Source organism: Rhizobium sp. K33 (genome assembly GCF_056501445.1).
Genome location: NZ_CP096478.1, coordinates 1,334,322 through 1,353,614 on the forward strand (window position 1 = coordinate 1,334,322; position 19,293 = coordinate 1,353,614).

Annotated in this window: 18 protein-coding genes; 16 read left to right on the forward strand and 2 right to left on the reverse strand. The window is 63.0% G+C overall.

Going from position 1 to position 19,293, the window contains the following annotated elements; genetic code table 11:
* Nucleotides 1-205: 205 nt before the first annotated feature.
* The 3 genes from M1E12_RS06645 to exoR all read left to right on the forward strand — a co-directional run bounded on the left by M1E12_RS06645 (nt 206) and on the right by exoR (nt 2,780).
* Entirely contained in the window at nt 206-1,444 is a 1,239-nt protein-coding gene (locus M1E12_RS06645; RefSeq protein WP_479564133.1) for an OmpP1/FadL family transporter, read from the forward strand.
* Between the two features lie 230 nt (nt 1,445-1,674).
* The gene (locus M1E12_RS06650; protein ID WP_479564134.1) at nt 1,675-1,956 is read left to right on the forward strand and encodes a hypothetical protein; all 282 of its coding nucleotides are present in this window, start codon (nt 1,675-1,677) and stop codon (nt 1,954-1,956) included.
* 32 nt (nt 1,957-1,988) lie between these two features.
* Nucleotides 1,989-2,780: an exopolysaccharide production regulator ExoR gene (exoR, locus tag M1E12_RS06655; RefSeq protein WP_113461732.1), complete on the forward strand. Its 792-nt coding sequence runs from the start codon at nt 1,989-1,991 to the stop codon at nt 2,778-2,780.
* Between the two features lie 77 nt (nt 2,781-2,857).
* Here exoR and xth read toward each other — a convergent pair whose 3' ends face one another.
* Nucleotides 2,858-3,643 carry an exodeoxyribonuclease III gene (xth, locus tag M1E12_RS06660; RefSeq protein WP_479564840.1) on the reverse strand — a complete coding sequence of 262 codons (786 nt, stop codon included), beginning with the start codon at nt 3,641-3,643 and terminating at the stop codon, nt 2,858-2,860.
* Nucleotides 3,644-3,649: 6 nt separating this feature from the next.
* Nucleotides 3,650-3,982 (reverse strand): iron-sulfur cluster insertion protein ErpA, encoded by a 333-nt coding sequence (erpA, locus tag M1E12_RS06665; RefSeq protein ID WP_113461731.1) that lies wholly within the window; start codon nt 3,980-3,982, stop codon nt 3,650-3,652.
* A 197-nt stretch (nt 3,983-4,179) separates the two neighbouring features.
* Between erpA and M1E12_RS06670 the strand changes: the two genes are divergently transcribed.
* From M1E12_RS06670 to M1E12_RS06730, 13 genes are all read left to right on the forward strand, one after another.
* Nucleotides 4,180-5,397, forward strand: coding sequence for a deoxyguanosinetriphosphate triphosphohydrolase (locus tag M1E12_RS06670; RefSeq protein WP_479564135.1), 1,218 nt, complete (start codon nt 4,180-4,182; stop codon nt 5,395-5,397).
* Nucleotides 5,398-5,453: 56 nt separating this feature from the next.
* Nucleotides 5,454-7,214 carry an arginine--tRNA ligase gene (gene argS, locus M1E12_RS06675; RefSeq protein ID WP_479564136.1) on the forward strand — a complete coding sequence of 587 codons (1,761 nt, stop codon included), beginning with the start codon at nt 5,454-5,456 and terminating at the stop codon, nt 7,212-7,214.
* Between the two features lie 65 nt (nt 7,215-7,279).
* Nucleotides 7,280-10,405: an SPOR domain-containing protein gene (locus tag M1E12_RS06680; protein WP_479564137.1), complete on the forward strand. Its 3,126-nt coding sequence runs from the start codon at nt 7,280-7,282 to the stop codon at nt 10,403-10,405.
* A 124-nt stretch (nt 10,406-10,529) separates the two neighbouring features.
* Nucleotides 10,530-11,558 carry a beta-N-acetylhexosaminidase gene (gene nagZ / locus M1E12_RS06685; RefSeq protein ID WP_479564138.1) on the forward strand — a complete coding sequence of 343 codons (1,029 nt, stop codon included), beginning with the start codon at nt 10,530-10,532 and terminating at the stop codon, nt 11,556-11,558.
* Nucleotides 11,558-12,427, forward strand: coding sequence for a segregation and condensation protein A (locus M1E12_RS06690; protein WP_479564139.1), 870 nt, complete (start codon nt 11,558-11,560; stop codon nt 12,425-12,427). The genes nagZ and M1E12_RS06690 overlap by 1 nt, the downstream gene beginning before the upstream one ends.
* Nucleotides 12,428-12,466: 39 nt before the next feature.
* A complete protein-coding gene (gene scpB / locus M1E12_RS06695) occupies nt 12,467-13,165 on the forward strand; it encodes an SMC-Scp complex subunit ScpB (protein ID WP_479564841.1) in 699 nt (232 codons plus the stop codon).
* A gap of 89 nt (nt 13,166-13,254) precedes the next feature.
* Nucleotides 13,255-14,382 (forward strand): ABC transporter ATP-binding protein, encoded by a 1,128-nt coding sequence (locus M1E12_RS06700; protein WP_479564140.1) that lies wholly within the window; start codon nt 13,255-13,257, stop codon nt 14,380-14,382.
* A gap of 12 nt (nt 14,383-14,394) precedes the next feature.
* Nucleotides 14,395-14,610: a twin-arginine translocase TatA/TatE family subunit gene (locus tag M1E12_RS06705; RefSeq protein ID WP_113461725.1), complete on the forward strand. Its 216-nt coding sequence runs from the start codon at nt 14,395-14,397 to the stop codon at nt 14,608-14,610.
* Nucleotides 14,611-14,724: 114 nt separating this feature from the next.
* On the forward strand, nt 14,725-15,501 hold the full coding sequence (gene tatB / locus M1E12_RS06710) for a Sec-independent protein translocase protein TatB (RefSeq protein WP_479564141.1): 777 nt from the start codon (nt 14,725-14,727) through the stop codon (nt 15,499-15,501).
* On the forward strand, nt 15,498-16,319 hold the full coding sequence (tatC, locus tag M1E12_RS06715) for a twin-arginine translocase subunit TatC (protein ID WP_479564142.1): 822 nt from the start codon (nt 15,498-15,500) through the stop codon (nt 16,317-16,319). Before tatB ends, tatC begins: the two co-directional genes overlap by 4 nt.
* A gap of 106 nt (nt 16,320-16,425) precedes the next feature.
* A complete protein-coding gene (serS, locus tag M1E12_RS06720) occupies nt 16,426-17,709 on the forward strand; it encodes a serine--tRNA ligase (protein WP_310238592.1) in 1,284 nt (427 codons plus the stop codon).
* A gap of 22 nt (nt 17,710-17,731) precedes the next feature.
* On the forward strand, nt 17,732-18,502 hold the full coding sequence (gene surE / locus M1E12_RS06725) for a 5'/3'-nucleotidase SurE (RefSeq protein ID WP_113461722.1): 771 nt from the start codon (nt 17,732-17,734) through the stop codon (nt 18,500-18,502).
* Entirely contained in the window at nt 18,499-19,152 is a 654-nt protein-coding gene (locus M1E12_RS06730) for a protein-L-isoaspartate(D-aspartate) O-methyltransferase (protein ID WP_136540478.1), read from the forward strand. Before surE ends, M1E12_RS06730 begins: the two co-directional genes overlap by 4 nt.
* Nucleotides 19,153-19,293 lie beyond the last annotated feature (141 nt).

Here is a 19,293-nt window from a genome sequence, read left to right on the forward strand (position 1 = left end):
CGATAAGAATATTCTAACAAGGTTGCTCTATGTCGCCAGAAGTTAGGATATTCATCCAATCACAGTGGATATCTGAAGCTGCGCTAAAATCGTTACGTAAAAATTTCAGTGATGGAACAAAGCTGTGACAGAGATCACCCGATTGCCATCCTGTCGCACATGTCTAGTATGCCAAATCACAGTTTTGCCTGAATTGGGGAGAGACATGGCGAACCACTTGATGAAGACAACCGCCCTCGGGCTGATCGCAGCATGCGCATTCGTGGGAGGCGCGCAGGCAGGCGGTTTCAGCCGTGGTGAGGCCGATACGGACATCCTGTATGAGGATGGGACGATCGCTGGCCGCGGTGGCGTTGTTTATGTAATGCCGGATCGGGCGTTTGCGACCGTCGACGGAACTTCGTCTTCCGACGACGCCTACAGCGACAACTACGCAATCCCGTCGTTTGCCGCAAAATTCCGTGTATCCGAGAGCTTCTCTTGCGCGATCACCTATACCGAGCCTTTCGGAGCAGCCTCTTCCTACGGGGATGATGCGCAGGACGCGGACAGGGCTGCCGATATCGCTGCTGCACTGCTTGCTCCTCCGGGCTTTGGCCGGCTGCCTTTGGTGCCGGGTGTGGGCGGAAATGCTGTAATCGAGTCTGGTTTTGATACGACAGAACTCGGCGGTACCTGCGCTGTCAACTTCAACGTTGGCCCTGGCCAGCTCTATTTCCTTGGTGGTGGCTTCTCTCAGTCCTTCGATTACACAGAAGTAAAAGACTACGGTTCCCTGAACCTCGAGGACTCGAGTGCCTTCGGTTATCGCCTGGGTGCAGCTTATGAGATCAAGGAATACGCTCTGAGAGCAGAGGTAATGTATCGCTCTGCTGTTGATCACAGCGCCGAAGGCTCGTTCACTTCCGGTGCGCCTTTGGTGAACATCCCTGGTTTCTCCATTCCGCTTGGCACGCAGTTCGACGCCAACGGCACCGGTACTCTGCCGCAATCACTCGAGTTCAGCCTTCAGAGCGGTATTGCTCCTGGTTGGCTCGCCTTCGCCTCGGTCAAGTGGACCGATTGGAGTGTTCTCCAGACGCTCAACTACACGATTGAAGGCCTGGCTTTCGGCGCGGACGTCGATCAGCAGAAGAACTTCTTCTGGCGTGACGGCTGGACGGTCACGGGTGGTGTCGGTCACCAGTTCAACGAGAAGATCTCGGGCGCTCTCAGCCTCACCTGGGATCGTGGCGTCGGCACCGGTGCTGATATCTTCTCCGACACCTGGACGCTCGGTGCAGGCGCGCAGATCAAGCATGGCCCTGGCGTTCTGCGCATCGGTGCTGCTGCCTCCTACCTGACGTCCGGCGAGCAGTCGACGGCTGACGGCGCCGACTTTAATGCGACGGCGGATGGTGACTGGGCCTACGCTCTGAGCGCCAACTATCGCATCTCGTTCTGAGGTTTTCGCAGCCAAATTCCAGAAGCCCGGCTCGCCCGGGCTTCTTTCGTTTCACCCTTCTCACCCGTCTTTCAGCATTCCGGAATGTGACGATTCTGCAACATCGGACCTATCCTTCCTCGGCAACCCCGCCGGCGTCCAATTTGTCCATTTCCCGCCACAAACGGGGAGCACCGGTGGAATGCGAGACGGCAGGCGCCGTTTCCGGCGGGTGGTGTAACGAGTTTCACATGAGCCTCTGGGGCGTAAATAGGGTGCAAATTGCAATGACTTCGGTCGCTTTTGGGGAGCGGTCGGCGGGTCTGGTGGACAAAATCGGATGCGGGCAAAAAATCGCCCCGGTCTTGCCGGAAATCCAGACTAGTCTCTCGATCATGCAGACGAAACATAAAGGGAGCCATGACGGCTGCTCCGACCGCAAGTCCGGTCATGAACCGTCTATTCATTGGTTGAGTGTATTCTTGAAAAAGGGCGCAGATGAACTCGCCGCGATTGCGGGGCGGAGGATCTGATGTCCATGATGACTTGGAAATTGTGCGGACCCATGCGTCTAGGTGACTGGAAGTCTTCGGCGGTGCTTCTGACGGCAGCTCTTCTGCTGTCTTCGAGCCCATCGGCGCGTGCATTCGACATGAATGCCGGCGTCAGCAAGGAATCCGGTCCCTTCGATCTCTTCAAGTTCGGCTTCAACGCCTACAAGAAGGGCCAGAAGGAAGAGGCGGTCGAAGCCTATCGCTACGCTGCCGAGAAGGGGCATACCGGTTCGCGCTGGGCACTCGCCAACATGTATGCTGCTGGTGATGGCGTCGTCGAAAACGACTTCGAAGCCTTCAAGATTTATGCCGAGATCGCCAACCAGGGTGTCGAGCCCGGCTCCGAGGATACCGGCTTCTTCGTCAACGCGCTTCTCTCGCTTGCCCGGTATTATCGCCAGGGCATTCCGGACAGCCCCGTCAAGGCAGACCTTGCCCAGGCGCGCCAGATCTATTTCCAGGTGGCATCCACCTTCGGCGTGCCGGAAGCGCAGTTCCAGCTGGCGCGGATGATCCTGGCCGGCGAGGGCGGCGGTGTGAACGTCCAGCAGGCAAAGAAGTGGCTGAACATGGCGCGCAAGAGTGGCCATGCGGGCGCGATGTCGATCTTCGGCAATGTGCTCTTTGAAGAAGGCCAGACCGTCCGCGGCCTTGCGTTCCTGACGGCGGCGCTCGATCGCTGCAACCCGAAGGATTGTCCCTGGATGCAGGACCTGCAGGAGCGGGCCTTCTCGCTCGCCACAGAAGACGACCGCCGCGTTGCGGTGGCGCTTGCGCCCCAGGTATACCAGCAGGGCGACTGACGCGGCATTTGAGTGTTGGATCGAAATGAAAATGGGCGCCTCGGCGCCCATTAATGTTTCCGCGATGTCGTTCCGCGTCAGAAGGCGAAGTGACCCACGACCGGCACGTGGTCGGATGGCTTTTCCCAGGCGCGCACATGTTTCTCGATTTCGGCGGACCGCAGCCGGTCGGACGCTTCCGGCGAGAGCATCAGATGGTCGATGCGGATGCCGTTGTTCTTCTGCCAGGCGCCGGCCTGATAATCCCAGAAGGAAAAGAGTGGCGCCTCGTCTGTGGACGCCCTGACAGCATCGACGAAGCCGAGGTTTTCGAGGCGCCGGAAGGCGGCGCGTGTCTGAGGCAGGAAGAGCGCGTCGGTTACCCACTGACTCGGGTCCTTGGCGTCGTGCGGCTCGGGGATGACATTGTAGTCGCCGGCGAGGATCAGCGGCTCCTCCAGCGCCATGCGGTCCCGTGCAAAGGCCTCGAGCCGCGCCATCCAGGCGAGCTTGTAGGGGTATTTGATCGGGTCGTCGGAGGGGTTGCCGTTCGGCAGATAAAGCGAACAGACGCGCACCACGCCGCCGTCGACGGAGAAGACGCCTTCGATGAAGCGGGCCTGTTCATCGGTGTCATCGCCGGGCAGGCCGCGGTTGACCTCGTCGGGCTTCACCTTGGAAAGCAGTGCGACGCCGTTGAAGCCCTTCTGGCCATGGGTCTCGACGTGATAGCCGAGCGCCTCGATCTCGGCCCGAGGAAAGCCTTCATCGACCGATTTGATTTCCTGCAGGCAGGCGATGTCGGGTTGTGAATCCTTCAGCCACTGGCACAGGTTTTCGATGCGTGCCTTCACGCCATTGATGTTCCAGGTGGCTATTTTCATCATCACTCACACGGAGAAGCTGGTGCCGCAGCCGCAGCTCGCCACCGCATTGGGGTTCTTGATCTGGAAAGACTGGCCGAGCAGGTTGTCGACGAAGTCGATCTCGGAACCGGCCATGTAGATGAGCGACATCGGGTCGATGAGCACGGTGGCGCCATCGCGCTCAATGACGATGTCGTCGCCGGCCGGCTGGCCGTCGAGGTCGAACTTGTAGGAAAAGCCGGAACAGCCGCCGCCTTCGACGGAGACGCGCAGCGCCTGCTTGTCGGCTTCGGCGGCAACGATGGCTGCGATTCGCTTTGCGGCGGCTTCGGAAAGGGTGACGGTCTCGGTGCTCATTTGGCCTCCTGCCGGGTTCAAGGCCCGGTGAAAACGGTCTCATTCTCAGCAAATCACCGCATTGTCATGCAATTGGGCGATTTTTGCACCGGCGAGGCGGGCCAAAGACGCTTCGAGACCCGCATCGCCTTGCGGCTTTGTTGGCTATAGGTATGAAGGCACAAGAGTTGCGTCAATGGGGAGCAAGCGGCACAGGCATGACGATTGATCAAGCAGCACTGGGTTTCGGAACCGGGGAGCGGGCAGTTTTCGCCACCAATCCCTGGAAGAGCCGTGGTCGCCTTTTCGAAGAAGGGGGCAGCCTGACGCGTTCCGATTTCCAGCGCGACCGTGACCGCATTGTCCACACGACGGCCTTTCGGCGCCTGAAGCACAAGACCCAGGTCTTCATCGGGCCGGATGGCGATCATTACCGGACGCGCCTGACGCATACGATCGAAGTCGCGCAGATCGCCCGCGCGCTCGCCCGCGCCCTGAAGCTCGACGAGGATCTCGCGGAAGGCGTGGCCCTCGTGCATGATTTCGGCCACACCCCCTTTGGTCACACCGGCGAAGATGCGCTGCACGAAGTGCTGAAACCCTATGGCGGATTCGACCACAACGCCCAGTCGCTCCGCATCGTCACAAAGCTCGAGCGTCGCTACGCCGATTTCGACGGGCTGAACCTGACCTGGGAATCGCTCGAAGGGCTAGTGAAGCACAACGGGCCGCTGCTGACGAAAGACGGGCAGGGGACGCGCGGACCCGTTCCGCAGCCGATCCTCGACTATTGCGAGATCCATGATCTCGAGCTTTCGAGTTTTGCCGGGCTGGAGGCGCAGGTCGCGGCCATTGCCGACGACATCGCCTACAATACCCATGACATCGATGACGGGCTGCGCTCGGGTTACCTCACCTTCGAGATGCTCGAGGATGTGCCTTTCCTCGCCGGGCTGATGAAGGATGTGCGGGACCGCTATCCGCATCTCGATCCCGATCGCTTCACCCACGAGATCATGCGCCGGCAGATCACCCGGATGGTCGAGGATGTGATCGGTGTTGCCCAGGAGCGTCTGAAGAGGATCGAGCCGCAGAGCGTGGAGGATGTCCGCGCCGCCCCGATGACCATCGCGACCTTCTCCGACGAGATGGCCGAGACCGACAAGGCGATCAAGAAACTCCTGTTCAGCCGGATCTACCGCCACCCGGACATCATGCGGATTCGTGCCGCGGCCGCCGAGATCGTCACCGATCTCTTCAATGCCTATATGGCCGACCCCAAGCTGATGAAGAGTCACTTCTGGGTCAACCACATCTCGGGCCTCAATGACGGCCAGAAGGCCCGCCATGTCGGCGACTATCTGGCCGGCATGACGGACACCTATGCGGTGCGCACGCACCGGGAGCTGTTTGACCGGACTCCGGAATTGCGATAGGCAGCCGACAAATTCTGAACGGACGCGGGGACTTTACCCGCGCGCAGGGACACGCCATGAACCTTTTCGCCGATTTCGAAACCCGGATCAAAGCAGCGCTCGACGAGATCGAGGCGGTGCGCGAGAAGCGCGACAGCCTCGACTTCAGCCGTATCGTGGTCGAACCGCCGCGTGATCCGAGCCATGGCGATGCCGCGACCAATGCCGCCATGGTGCTGGCCAAGGGCATGGGTATGAACCCGCGCGCGCTGGCCGACCTGATCGGCGAGAAGCTGAAGCAGGATCCTGATATTGCCGAGGTCGGCGTGGCCGGCCCCGGTTTCATCAACATCCGCCTTTCCGTCGCCTATTGGCAGCAGCTGCTTGCGACCATGATCCGGCAGGGCACGGACTTCGGCCGCTCGACCGTGGGCGCCGGCCACAAGGTCAATGTCGAATATGTCTCGGCCAACCCGACGGGCCCCATGCATGTCGGCCATTGCCGTGGCGCCGTTGTCGGCGACACGCTGGCCAATCTGCTGGGCTTTGCCGGCTACGAGGTGACCAAGGAATACTACATCAACGATGCCGGCGCGCAGATCGACGTGCTCGCGCGCTCCGCCTTCCTGCGCTACCGCGAGGCACTCGGTGAAGACATCGGCGAGATTCCTGTGGGCCTTTATCCAGGCGATTACCTGGTCCCGGTGGGCAAGGCGCTGGCCGACGAGTATGGCACCAAGCTTCTGACGATGCCGGAAGAGGAGATGCTGGCGATCGTCAAGGACAAGGCGATCGATGCCATGATGGCGATGATCCGCGACGATTTGGCAACGCTGAACGTGCATCACGACATCTTCTTCTCCGAGCGCACGCTGCATGCCGGCAATGCCGCGAAGATCCGGACCGCGATCAATGACCTGACCTTCAAGGGCCATGTCTATCGGGGCACGCTGCCGCCGCCGAAGGGCCAGCTGCCGGAAGACTGGGAAGATCGCGAACAGACCCTCTTCCGCTCGACCGAAGTCGGCGACGACATCGACCGGCCGCTGATGAAGTCGGACGGCTCCTACACCTATTTCGCCGCCGACGTTGCCTATTTCAAGGACAAGTTCGATCGCGGCTTCTCCGAGATGATCTATGTGCTCGGCGCCGACCACGGCGGTTATGTGAAGCGGCTTGAGGCCGTCAACCGGGCCGTTTCCGAGGGCAAGTCGAAGCTGACGGTACTCCTCTGCCAGCTCGTCAAGCTCTACCGCGACGGCGAGCCGGTGAAGATGTCGAAACGGTCCGGCGATTTCGTCACGCTGCGCGAAGTGGTCGAGGAAGTCGGCCGCGATTCGGTGCGCTTCATGATGCTCTATCGGAAGAATTCCGAGCCGCTCGACTTCGACTTTGCCAAGGTGACGGAGCAGTCGAAGGACAATCCGGTCTTCTACGTGCAGTATGCGCACGCCCGTTGCATGTCGATTCTGCGCCAGGCGAAGGAAGCTTTCCCGGATCTGGAAATCGAGACGCTCGACCTCGCCGGTGCCGTATTGGGACAGATCGAAGACCCGACCGAACTGTCGCTGGTGGCCAAGCTTGCCGAATATCCGCGGATTATCGAGGCGGCAGCACTGTCGCAGGAGCCGCATCGTCTTGCATTTTACCTGCATGATCTGGCAAGCTCGCTCCATGCTCACTGGAATAAGGGCAAGGATTCGCCCGAATTACGCTTTGTTAACGATAAACATAGAGAATTAACCATCGCCAGGCTTGGGCTGGTGCATGCTGTCGCCTCCGTGTTGAAGTCGGGACTGGCCATTACTGGCACCGAAGCTCCGGTCGAAATGCGATAGTATCGTCACCAATTCCCCACAATGCGCTGGCAGGCGTTGAGTCGCGTGAGTGAGTGGAACAGGGTATGGTACAGAAGCAGGCTGCAAACAGCATTCGATCGCAGGGCGATGGTTTCGCAGATGACGATCCGTTGGCGGAACTGGCTCGCATCGTCGGGTTTGACCAGCCCCTGAAGCGCGAGCCCGTGGTAACGCTTCCGCACGTGGCCGAGGTCGGGTCTCCGAACTTCAATCTTGAAGACGAATTGATGCGCGAGTTCGAGGGCTACGAAGCCGCGCCCGCGCCGTCGTCCTATGCGCCGCCGCTGGCCGTACCTGAGCCTGTGGCGCCGCGCCCGGTCGCCGTCGAGAGCTATCCGGCGCCGCAGTACCGTGAAGAGCCGCGCTTCGAGGCTGAGCCGTCCTACTACAATGCGCCTGAGCCGGCCTATCAGCCTGAGCCTGCTTATGAGGCCGAGCCTGCATATGAGCCTGAGCCGGCCGCTTATGCCGCGCCTGAGGTGTCCCATGAGGAGCCCTATGCGGCTGCATTCGAGCAGTCTGAGCCTGAGTTGAGCGACTTTGCTGTGCGTGAGGAGGCTCCAGTCGCATATCCGGTAGAGCCGGAGATCTCTCTCGATCTGGCTGATGAGCTTGAATTCGCCGTCGCTGATGCGGATCTCCGTCCCGAGCCTGTTGCCGAGCCGATCAAGCCCGTCCAGCCCGAGCCGCCGCGCCTGCGTCTGCCGCTCGCCAATTTTTCCGCGCAGCCCGTTCGTCGTGCAGAGCCGCAGCTTGCGCCCGAGCCTCCGAAGGCCGAGACGTCGCTTGACCTGAGCGCCTTCGACGCGCCTGTGGCTGCGCCAGCCCCGATCCCGGCGCCTGTCGCGCCGCAGCCGGTTTCGCCCCCGCTCGACTTCGGCAAGGCAACCTTCGACTGGGCCTCCGGTCCCGTCGAGCCGATCCCGACCGTGTCGGCTACGCCGAAATTCGATGTGTCACCTGTTGCCCCTGCAGCCGCTTCCGTTCCGGATTTCGGCAGCTTTGCCGTCGCCTCCGAGCCGCGTGAGATGACCGCAGCGCCCGTGCAGACGGTAAGCCGCGCCGAGCGGGAAGAGCCCGACTTCAGCTTCGATTTCCTCGACGAACTGGCTATTGAAGACGAGCCGAAGGCCGTGTCGGCCGCGCCGCAAGCCGTTCAGGAACGCGCAGCGCCGACTGCGGCGGATGATGAATTCGACCCGTTCTCCGATGACGAATTCGATCTTCAGCTCGACGATATCGAACTGGATCTTTCGGACCTCGACAGCGCTCCGCAAAAGCCGCAGGCGGCACCGGCGCCTGTCGTTGCTGCCACCCCTGCAACGCCTGCGCCCGTCTTCGCGGCTGCATCCGCTCCGGCGCCGGCACCGAGCCGCATCGAGCCAGCGCTTGCCACAGCATTCGTCGGCACCGTGTCTGCCAATGCAGCCTATGCCCAGCCGGCACCCGTTGCAGCGCCTGCCTATGTTGCTCCGGTGAGCCGCCCGGCTACCGAGACCTACGCGCCGGCTCCTGCCCAGCCTGCTGCACCCGTTCGTCCGGCAGTGCCCGCCGAAGAGAGCTTCGGCTTCGACCCCTCGGAGATTTCCGAGCAGGACGACACGCTGGAAACACTGAGCGGCATGGATGTGCCGGACGTGCCGGTGACAGAAACCCGGCCGGTCCAGCCTGCGCAGCCGGATTATGACTTCGACATCGATGCCGAACTGGCCACTCTCTTCGAGGAGCCGGTGGCGCCGCCGCAGCCGAAGCCGGTCGCGACGAGCCGCTATGCCCCGGCGCCCGCGGCCGAAGCGCCCGCGGCCCGCGTCGCTGCGGCCAAGCCGCCGCTCGATGATTTCGACGCGTTCGAAAAGGCGCTGGAAGAAGACCTGCGCAGCAGCATGTCCTCTGCCTCGGCCCTGGAGCCGGAAAGCCGCGGTCACATCACCATCGCCGGCGAAGGTCAGGGCTTCCGCTTCCGCCACATCAAGCCTTACCTGATGGCCGGTACGGCCGTCGTGATGCTGCTCGCCGGCGCGGGCGGGCTTTACGCCTGGCTCGGCAGCGGCACCGTCGGCACGTTGACAAGCGGCGAGCCGCAGGTGATTGCCGCCGACAAGTCGCCGGTCAAGATCGTGCCCGAGGATCCGGGTGGCAAGTCCGTGCCCAACCAGGACAAGGCGGTTTATGACCGCGTGGCCGGCAATGGCGTTGAAGATCCGAAACAGCCGAGCCTGATCTCCTCTGAAGAAGAGCCCGTCGATGTGGTTCAGCGCACGCTGATCCCGGAAACACTTCCGCTCGAGGGTGAAAACGAGGCCATGGGCACGCCGGTCGGCGAGACCGAAGATCCGCGTCTTCTGCCCGACAGCCAGCCGCAGCAGGCTGAAGCCGAAGACCCGGCGACCATCACGCCGCGCAAGGTGCGCACCATGATCGTCCGTCCGGACGGCACGCTGGTTGCGCAGGAAGTGCCGGCAGAGCCGACGGCCGCACCGGTTGAGACCGCGGCCGCAACGCCGTCTCAGGCTGCCGAAGGTACGCCGGTCCTGGCGCCGCCGAGCGTGCCGAACACCAACACCAATGACACGGTTCGGACCGTTGATACGCGTGTCGTGACACCGGGTGGCGAGACCGAAGCTGCTGCGACACCGGTGTCTGTGCCCGCCGCATCGGCATCTGCCGCGACCGAAGTTGCGACTGCAACGCCAGTTGCTCCCGACACGCAGCCCCTGGCGGACGCAACCGCACCGGCGGCCGACCCGACCTCGGCCCGCGCCCCGATCCCGACGACGCGTCCGGCCGATCAGCCGGTGAACGTCGTGGGCACCGTGACCGATCAGGGCAATGTCCGGCCGGCGCAGCCGGCGGCGACTGCCCCGGCGGAAGTGGCCGCTGCCTCTCCGGCAGCAGCGTCTGCGGCACCGGCAACGGCAGCCCCGGCTGGCAGCTTCGGCATCCAGATCGCCTCGCTGCCGTCGGAAGCCGATGCGCAGAAGAGCTATCGTAACCTCTCGTCCAAATTTGCGGGCGTCCTCGGTGGCAAGCCCTGGGAAATCCGCCAGGCGGATATTCCCGGCAAGGGCACCTTCTACCGCGTTCGCATCGTGGCCGGCTCCAAGGACGACGCCGTGGCCCTCTGCGAGCAGTATCGCGCCGCAGGCGGCAGCTGCCTCGTCTCACGCTGATCATCGCGAAATTCAGAGAAAAGAAGAGGCGGGACCCCGGGTTCCGCCTCTTTTCTTGTGCATGACGGCAAGGGCGCCCGCCCGGCCGCTTCGGCTTTTCACCTCCCATCGATATGGTTTGCTCATGATAACACATACCCGTCCCGCCAAAGCCATGATCCTCGGTTGCCTCGGCCAGCGTCTGACCGCTGACGAGAAGGCCTTCTATCGCGACGAGCAGCCCTGGGGCTTCATCCTCTTCGGCCGCAATATCGGCGAGGCCGAACAGGTGAAGGATCTTGTTGCCGAAATGCGCGAGACGGTCGGCGGTGCAGCCCATGTGCCGGTTCTGATCGACCAGGAAGGCGGTCGCGTGCAGCGCATCCGCGAGCCGATCGCACCGGTTTATCCCTCGGGCGCTGACCTGGGCGCGCTTTACGATCGTGATGCCGAAAAGGGTCTGCGCGCCGCCTGGCTGATGTCGCGCCTGCATGCCTTCGATCTCTACCGCCTCGGCATCAATGTCGACTGCCTGCCGGTGCTCGATGTGCCGATCGAAGGAGCCTCCAATGTCATCGGCAATCGGGCCTATTCGAACGACCCCTATGTCGTGGCGAAGATGGGGCAGGCGGCCGCGGACGGTTTGAAGGCCGGCGGCGTCTTGCCGGTCATGAAGCATATGCCGGGCCATGGGCGCGGCATGGCCGACAGCCACCACGAACTGCCGGTTGTCACCGTACCGCGTGCCGATCTCGAAGCTCATGATTTCGTGCCGTTCAAGGCGCTGGCCCATGAGCTGATGGGCATGAGCTGCCATGTCGTGTATACCGACATCGACCCTGATCACCCGGCTTCGACCTCGCAGATTGTCACCGAGGAGATCGTGCGCAAGGCGATCGGCTTCGAGGGGCTGCTGATGTCCGACGATATTTCGATGAATGCGTTGAAGGGCACGATCGGCGAGCGCGCCGTGCGCATTGCTGCAGCCCTAGACGTCGTGCTGCATTGCCATGGGCATATGGACGAGATGAAAGCGGTGGCAGCAGCCGTATCCGAACTGTCCGGCAAGGCCCGTGAACGTGCCGACGCGGTCGAGGCAGCCTTCACCGCACCGGATGACGCGGACGAGCAGCTGCTCCGCGACGAATTTGCCAACCTGATGGCGGTCGCCTGATGGTGCGCGGCCCTGTCCAGCCGACGGTGGTGTACCGGCCCTCTCAGGGAGAGACGCCGGCGCCGACGCCGATGGACAGCCTGTGGCAGGACACTGCCGCAGAGCGTGCCGCCAGCGATCCGGCATTGCTGATCGATGTCGCGGGTTTTGAAGGCCCGCTCGACCTTCTCCTGTTTCTCGCCCGCAACCAAAAGGTCGATCTCGCGCGGATCTCCGTTCTGGCGCTCGCCGAGCAATATCTGCAGTTCATCGAGAGTGCCCGGCGCATCCGCATCGAGCTGGCCGCCGACTATCTCGTGATGGCGGCCTGGCTTGCCTATCTGAAATCACGCCTCCTGATCCCGCAGCAGCCGAAGGACGATGGCCCCTCGGGCGAGGAAATGGCAGCGACGCTTGCCTTCCGCCTGAAGCGTCTCGAGGCCATGCGCGAAGCAGCGACCCGTCTGATCAACCGCAACCGGCTGGGTCGTGACGTGCATCCGCGCGGTGCGCCCGAACATGTGCCGTCGCGCGCCACAAGTGCCTTCGAGGCCTCGCTTTACGATCTGCTAACGGCCTACGCCGCCCTGCGCCAGCGCCAGGCGATCACGCAGGTCACCATCGAAAAGCGCCGCGTCTGGTCGCTCTCCGATGCGCGCGGCATCCTGACCCGCATGATCGGCGAGATTGCCGATTGGACGGCGCTCGATCATTTCCTGCTGCGCTATCTGCCGAGCCCCGAAGAGCGGGTGACGGCCATCGCAAGTGCCTTTGCCGCTTCGCTCGAACTGGTTCGCGAGGGCCGGTTGGAAATTCGCCAAGAAGGCGCCTTCCAGCCGATCTATATGCGCAGCGGCCCGAAGGCCGAAGCCCTGAAAGCCGTGGAGTGAGCCGTGGCGGATGTTGACGATCTGGAGCCGGAAGACGGCATGGAGGCGGAGGAGGGCGGCCATAGCGCTTCGCTCCGTGCCGAGCTCGATCGCCGCGAGGCTCTGAGGATCGCCGAAGCCCTCGTCTTCGCCTCGGCACAGCCCGTTTCGACGGCGTTCATCGAGGAACGCCTGCCGCGCGGCATTTCGGCGCCGGAGATCCTGCATCAGCTGAAGGAGGAATATGCCGGCCGCGGCGTGAACCTCGTTCAGGTCGAAGATCATTGGGCGTTCCGCACGGCAGCCGACCTCTCCTTCGCCATCCGCAGCGATGAGACCGAGGTGAGGAAGCTGTCGCGGGCCGCACTCGAAGTGCTTGCCATAATAGCCTATCACCAGCCGGTCACGCGCGCCGAGATCGAAGACATCAGAGGCGTGCAGACCTCGAAGGGAACGCTCGACGTGCTGATGGAGGCGGGCTGGGTGCGCTTTCGCGGCCGCCGCCGCTCCCCGGGGCGCCCGGTGACGCTCGGCACGACCCGCGATTTCCTCGATCATTTTGGCTTGGAAGAATTGCGCGATCTTCCCGGTCTTGAGGAATTGAAGGGGGCAGGGCTCCTCTCGGGACGCATCCCCGCCAACTTCAATATTCCGCTTCCGATGGCCCATGACGACCTGACGGATGAGGAAGATCCGATCACGCAGCTCGATCTCGAGGAACTCGGCCTCTTGACTCCGGGCGGTGAAGCAGAGGAATAGGGTCAGCTTTTTCAATGGTGACCGGTGATGCCGGCTTGTCTGCGATGATGACATCGCGGCGATCCGGCCTGAGCCGCGCGGACGGCAGAATGAACTCAGCGAAGATCCAGCACGCAAACGGCCAGCGCACGGCGGGCGTGACCTTTGCCGCGCGTCTGACGTTCGAGGACATTCACCACCGCTATTACGGCAAGGAAACCATCCGCGGTGTTACGCTGACCGCGGAGCCGGGCGAGGTGCTCTGCCTTCTCGGCCCTTCCGGTTCCGGCAAGACAACGCTGCTCAGAATTGCTGCCGGGATTGAGGCGCAGGCATCGGGCCGTGTGGTGATCAACGATCGCGAGGTGGCCGGTCCGACGACATTCCTGCCGCCGGAAAAACGCGGCATCGGGCTGATGTTCCAGGACTTCGCCCTGTTTCCCCATATGTGCGTGCTGGACAATGTGCGCTTCGGCCTGACCGCGCTGCCGCGAAAGGACGCGGTTTCGGAAGCCATGGCCGCACTGGAGCGGGTTGGGCTTGCCCATTATGCCGAGAAGTTTCCGCATGCTCTGTCGGGCGGCGAGCAGCAACGCGTGGCGCTCGCAAGGGCGCTCGCGCCGCGCCCCAGCGTTCTCTTGATGGACGAGCCGTTCTCCGGCCTCGATTCGCGCCTCAAGGACACGGTGCGGGCTGACACGCTCGCAATTCTTCGTGAGACCCGCGCGACCGCCGTTGTTGTCACCCACGATGCCGAGGAGGCCATGCGCATGGCCGACCGGATCGCGCTCTTGAAAAATGGACGACTTGTCCAGGTCGGCACATCGGATGATCTCTATCGCCGGCCGAAGGACATCTTCGCCGCCGCCTTCTTCTCCGAGATCAACGAATTCTCAGGCCGTGTGAGCGGCGGACGGGTGGAGACGCCGCTCGGTGCGGCCGATTCCGGCGGGATCGCCGAAGGCGCGGAGGTGGAAGTGGCGGTGCGGCTTTCCGGACTCTCCGTGCGTGAGACTGGCGGCAACATTCCTGCCCGCATCATCGCGCGCCGTTTCCTCGGCGTCGTCGAACTGCTCGATCTCGCAGTCCCCGGCACCGAGCGGCCGGTTCGCGCCCGGATCAGGGCGGATATCTTGTCGGCGGGTGTGCGTGACGTCACGATTGCGGTTGAGCCCAAGGACATTTTGGTGTTTGAAAAGACACCGCAAAGCCCCTACATCGGGGAAACGCAAATCTAAGGAGTGGCAGGCATGGGTTCGTTTAGCATTTGGCACTGGATCATCGTTTTGGCGATCGTCCTGCTTCTCTTCGGCCGCGGCAAGATCCCTGAACTGATGGGCGACGTGGCCAAGGGCATCAAGAGCTTCAAGAAGGGCATGAGCGACGAGGACGAGAACCAGACCGCCTCGAACGGCCAGCCGACCACGACGAAGACCGTCGACCACAAGGCCGACGAGGTGAAGTGATCGGCTCACGCTGATCGGACGGGCGGCTCCTCGGGCTGCCCGTTCTTCGTTGAAGTGTTGGAAGACCGGCGCCGGATTTGAGGCGCCATGGCGTGGCATCAGGAGCCCGTTTTTATGCTGGATATTGGCTGGACCGAGCTTTTGGTGGTCGCGGTGATCCTGATCGTCGTTGTCGGTCCAAAGGACCTGCCGCCGATGATCCGGGCCTTCGGCAAGATGACGAAGCGCCTGCGCCAGACGGCCGGCGAATTCCGCGCCCAGTTCGACGAGGCCCTGCGCGAGGCCGAGCTCGACGATCTCAAGAACTCCGTCAACGACATCCGCTCACTCAATCCGGCGAATACCATCCGCGAGACGCTGAACCCGCTGCGCCAGATGGGCCAGGAGATCAAATCCGATCTCGAGCGCTCGACCCGTCCGGACGCAAAGCCCGCGCCGCTCGATGACGGATACGAAGACAATTCGATCCTGCCCGACCTGCCGCTCGGTCTCGGAGAGCCTCCGCAAGAACTGAGGCCGGTCGCCCAGCAGCCCGCACAGCCAGCCCCTGCGTCTCAGCCGGCAGCCCCGGCGGCCGACCCGCCACAGCCGGTTGCGGCCTCGACCGGGCCTGCGACCTCCGCGCCGGTGACCCCGGCCCCTGCGGTTCAGAAGAAGACCGCGAGCCGCAAGCCATCCACGAAGACTGCCCCGACGGCAAAAGCCGCTCCGAAGGCGGCCAAGGCTCAGCCCACCACGACGGCGGCTTCGCCGGTGCCTGCGGCTCCCAAGGCCAAGGCAACGATGTCGGCTACTGCCAAGGCGCCGGCAGCCAAGGCCGTTCCGGCTGCAGATACCCCTGCGAAGGCCGCTCCCAGGCCGCGCAAGACCAAGAGTGAGGACCGCGCATGAGCGGCGACATCGACGACAAGCCCCAGCCGCTGATCGAACACCTGATCGAGTTGCGTTCGCGCCTGATCTGGGCGCTCGGCTCCTTCTTCGTCGCCTTCATCGTCTGCTTCTATTTCGCCAAGCCGCTGTTCAACATGCTGGTCGTCCCCTATCGCTGGGCGGTCAGCTGGGCGGGTCTTGATCCGACCAAGGCGGAGCTGATCTACACGGCACCGCAGGAATTCTTCTTCACTCAGGTGAAGGTTGCGGCCTTCGGCGCCATGGTCATCGCCTTTCCGGTGATTGCTTCCCAGATCTACAAGTTCGTCGCGCCCGGCCTCTACAAGAACGAGCGCGCCGCTTTCCTGCCGTTCCTGATCGCGTCTCCGCTCCTGTTCCTGCTGGGCGCATCGCTCGTCTACTTCTTCTTCACGCCGATGGTCATGTGGTTCTTCCTCGCCATGCAGCAGAGCCCGGGCGAGGGCGAGGTGGCGATTTCGCTGCTGCCGAAGGTCTCGGAATATCTGAGCCTGATCATGACGCTGGTCTTCTCCTTCGGGCTGGTCTTCCAGCTGCCGGTCATCACCACGCTCTTGGCGCGTGTCGGCATTCTGGAAAGCCAGTGGCTGGCGGACAAGCGCAAGTATTTCATCGTGGTGGCCTTCGTGGTCGCGGCCGTGCTGACCCCGCCGGATCCGCTCTCCCAGATCGGTCTTGCGCTGCCGACCATCCTTCTCTACGAGGTGGCTATCTATGCGGCGCGACTCGTGGAAAAGAGCCGTGCCAAGTCAGCAGACGGGACCGCGCTCGCCGAGGCTTCGTCGGTCGACGAGACCTGAGACGGCGACAGCCCGTCTCGCCGATGCCACAACCCATCAAGACATGGGGCCGGACCTGGCCGCCGGCCACTCCGCTCCCGGTCGAAGAACAAGACCTGGAACGACGATGCTCGATATCAAGTGGATCCGTGAAAACCCCGAGGCCCTCGACGCCGCACTCGCCAAGCGTGGTGCAGAGCCGCTGTCTGCCTCGCTGATCGCGCTCGACCAGAAGCGTCGCGCCGTCGCCCAGTCGATGCAGGACATGCAGTCGCGCCGCAACAGCGCGTCCAAGGAAATCGGCGCCGCCATGGCAAGTAAGAACATGGAACTGGCCGAAAAGCTGAAGGCGGAAGTCGCCTCGCTGAAGGACACGCTGCCGGCCGCCGAAGAGGAAGAGCGCCAGCTCACCGCAGAACTGAATGATGCACTGTCGCGCATCCCGAACGTTCCGCTGGATGACGTTCCCGTCGGCAAGGACGAACACGACAATGTCGTGGCTCGTGTCGTTGGCGAAAAGCCGACCTGGAGCCACAAGCCGTTCGAGCATTACGAGATCGGCGAGAACCTCGGCTACATGGATTTCGAGCGCGCAGCCAAGCTGTCGGGCGCCCGCTTCACCGTATTGACGAGCCAGCTGGCGCGCCTGGAGCGTGCGCTCGGCCAGTTCATGCTCGACCTGCACACCAGCGAACATGGCTATACGGAAGTGTCCTCGCCGCTGATGGTGCGCGACGACGCCATGTATGGCACCGGCCAGCTGCCGAAGTTCGCCGAAGACCTGTTTAAGACGACGGATGGCCGCTGGCTGATCCCGACGGCCGAGGTCACGCTGACCAATCTGGTGGCCGGTGAAATCCTCGACCAGGAAAAGCTGCCGCTGCGCTTCACGGCGCTTACCCCGTCCTTCCGCTCGGAAGCTGGCTCTGCCGGCCGCGACACGCGCGGCATGCTGCGCCAGCACCAGTTCTGGAAGTGCGAGCTCGTGTCCATCACGGATGCCGAGAGCTCGATTGAAGAGCACGAGCGCATGACCGCCTGCGCCGAAGAAGTGCTGAAGCGTCTTGGCCTGCATTTCCGCACCATGACGCTCTGCACCGGCGACATGGGCTTTGGTGCCCGCAAGACCTATGACCTAGAGGTCTGGCTGCCGGGCCAGAACACCTATCGCGAGATCTCGTCCTGCTCGGTCTGCGGTGATTTCCAGGCACGCCGCATGAATGCCCGTTACCGCAACAAGGACGGCAAGGGCACGACCTTCGTGCACACGCTGAACGGCTCGGGCACGGCCGTTGGTCGCTGCCTCATTGCGGTCATGGAGAACTATCTCAACGAAGACGGCTCCATCACTGTCCCTGATGTCCTGCTGCCCTACATGGGCGGTCTGAAGAAGATCGAGAAGGCGGCCTGATCACGCCGCAACCGGAGTGGCCATGCGCATCCTGCTGACGAACGACGACGGTATCCACGCTCCCGGGATCGCCTCCCTGGAGCGGATCGCCCGCAGCCTGTCCGACGATGTCTGGATCGTGGCGCCGGAAACCGACCAGAGCGGCCTTGCCCATTCGCTGACGCTGTCCGAGCCCCTGCGTCTGCGCGAGATCGAGGACAAGAAGTTCGCGCTGCGCGGCACGCCGACCGATTGCGTGATCATGGCAATCCGCAAGGTTCTCGACCGCAAGCCCGATCTCGTTCTCTCCGGCGTCAACGCCGGCGCGAACCTCGCCGATGACGTTACCTATTCCGGCACGGTCGCCGGCGCGATCGAGGGGACGGTGCACGGCGTGCGCTCCTTCGCCTTGAGCCAGGCCTATAGCTACGAAGCCGGCGCGCCGATCCCGTGGCACGTCGCCGAGACACTGGCACCCGATCTGCTGCGCAAGCTGTCGAAGGTCGATCTTCCGCCTGGCACCTTCCTGAACCTCAATTTCCCCAACTGCGAGCCGTCCGAAGTGCAGGGCATCGAGGTCACGGCGCAGGGTAAATTGGAATTCGGCCTGTCGGTCGAAGAGCGTCAGGATGGACGAGGCCTGCCATACTTCTGGCTGCGCTTCGGTGACCGCAAGGGCAATTTCCGCGCCGGCACCGACATCCACGCGCTGCGCGAGAAGAAGATTTCGGTGACGCCGCTGAAGCTCGACATGACCGATTACGCAGTCCAGGATCTCGTCGCCGAAGCGCTCGGGAATGGAGACGCAGCGTGAGAACGGCGCTTCTCGAGCGGGAAGGCTTCGCAGCGCTCGTTCTGCGCCTGCGCGCGGAAGGCATCACCAATCTCGATCTGCTGACGGCGGTCGAACAGACGCCGCGCTCTGCCTTTGTGCCGCCGGAATATGCCCAGAATGCCTATTCGAGCCGCTCGATCCCGATCGACTGTGGCCAGTTCATGGAAGGCGCGGATCTCGCCGTGCGCCTTCTGTCGCATCTGCAGGTGAAGCCCGGTCACCGGGTGCTGGAGGTCGGAACCGGAAGCGGCTTCGTCACCGCGATCCTGGGACGGCTCGCCGAGCGGGTCATCTCGATCGAGCGTTACAAGACGCTCATCGCCAATGCCCAGCGCCGGCTCGAACAGCTTGCGATTCGCAACGTGATCCTCCGCCAGATGGACGGGATGAACGGTCTGCCGGGTGAGGGGACCTTCGACCGCATCTTTGCAACGGCTGCCTATCCCGTCATGCCGCGCTTCTTTGCCGAGCAGCTGGTCTCGGGCGGCATGCTGCTCGCGCCGCTGATGGTCGAGGAGGAGCGCTGCATCATGGTGCGGCTGACGAAGACCGGCAGCCGGTTCGAGCGCGAAGACCTGTTCGAAGTCCCGTTTCTTCCCTTGCAGCCGAAGATCGCGCAGCACCTTTGAAGCTGCCTGCGAAGGCGCTCGTAACTGCCGCTGACACGGGCGTTCCGGCCACTACTAGAGCCTTGAATCCGGCAGTCGCACCAGCAACGGTTACATGCGTATCGTCGAATTCGTTCACAATGATTCCGCGGGGTTAACCGA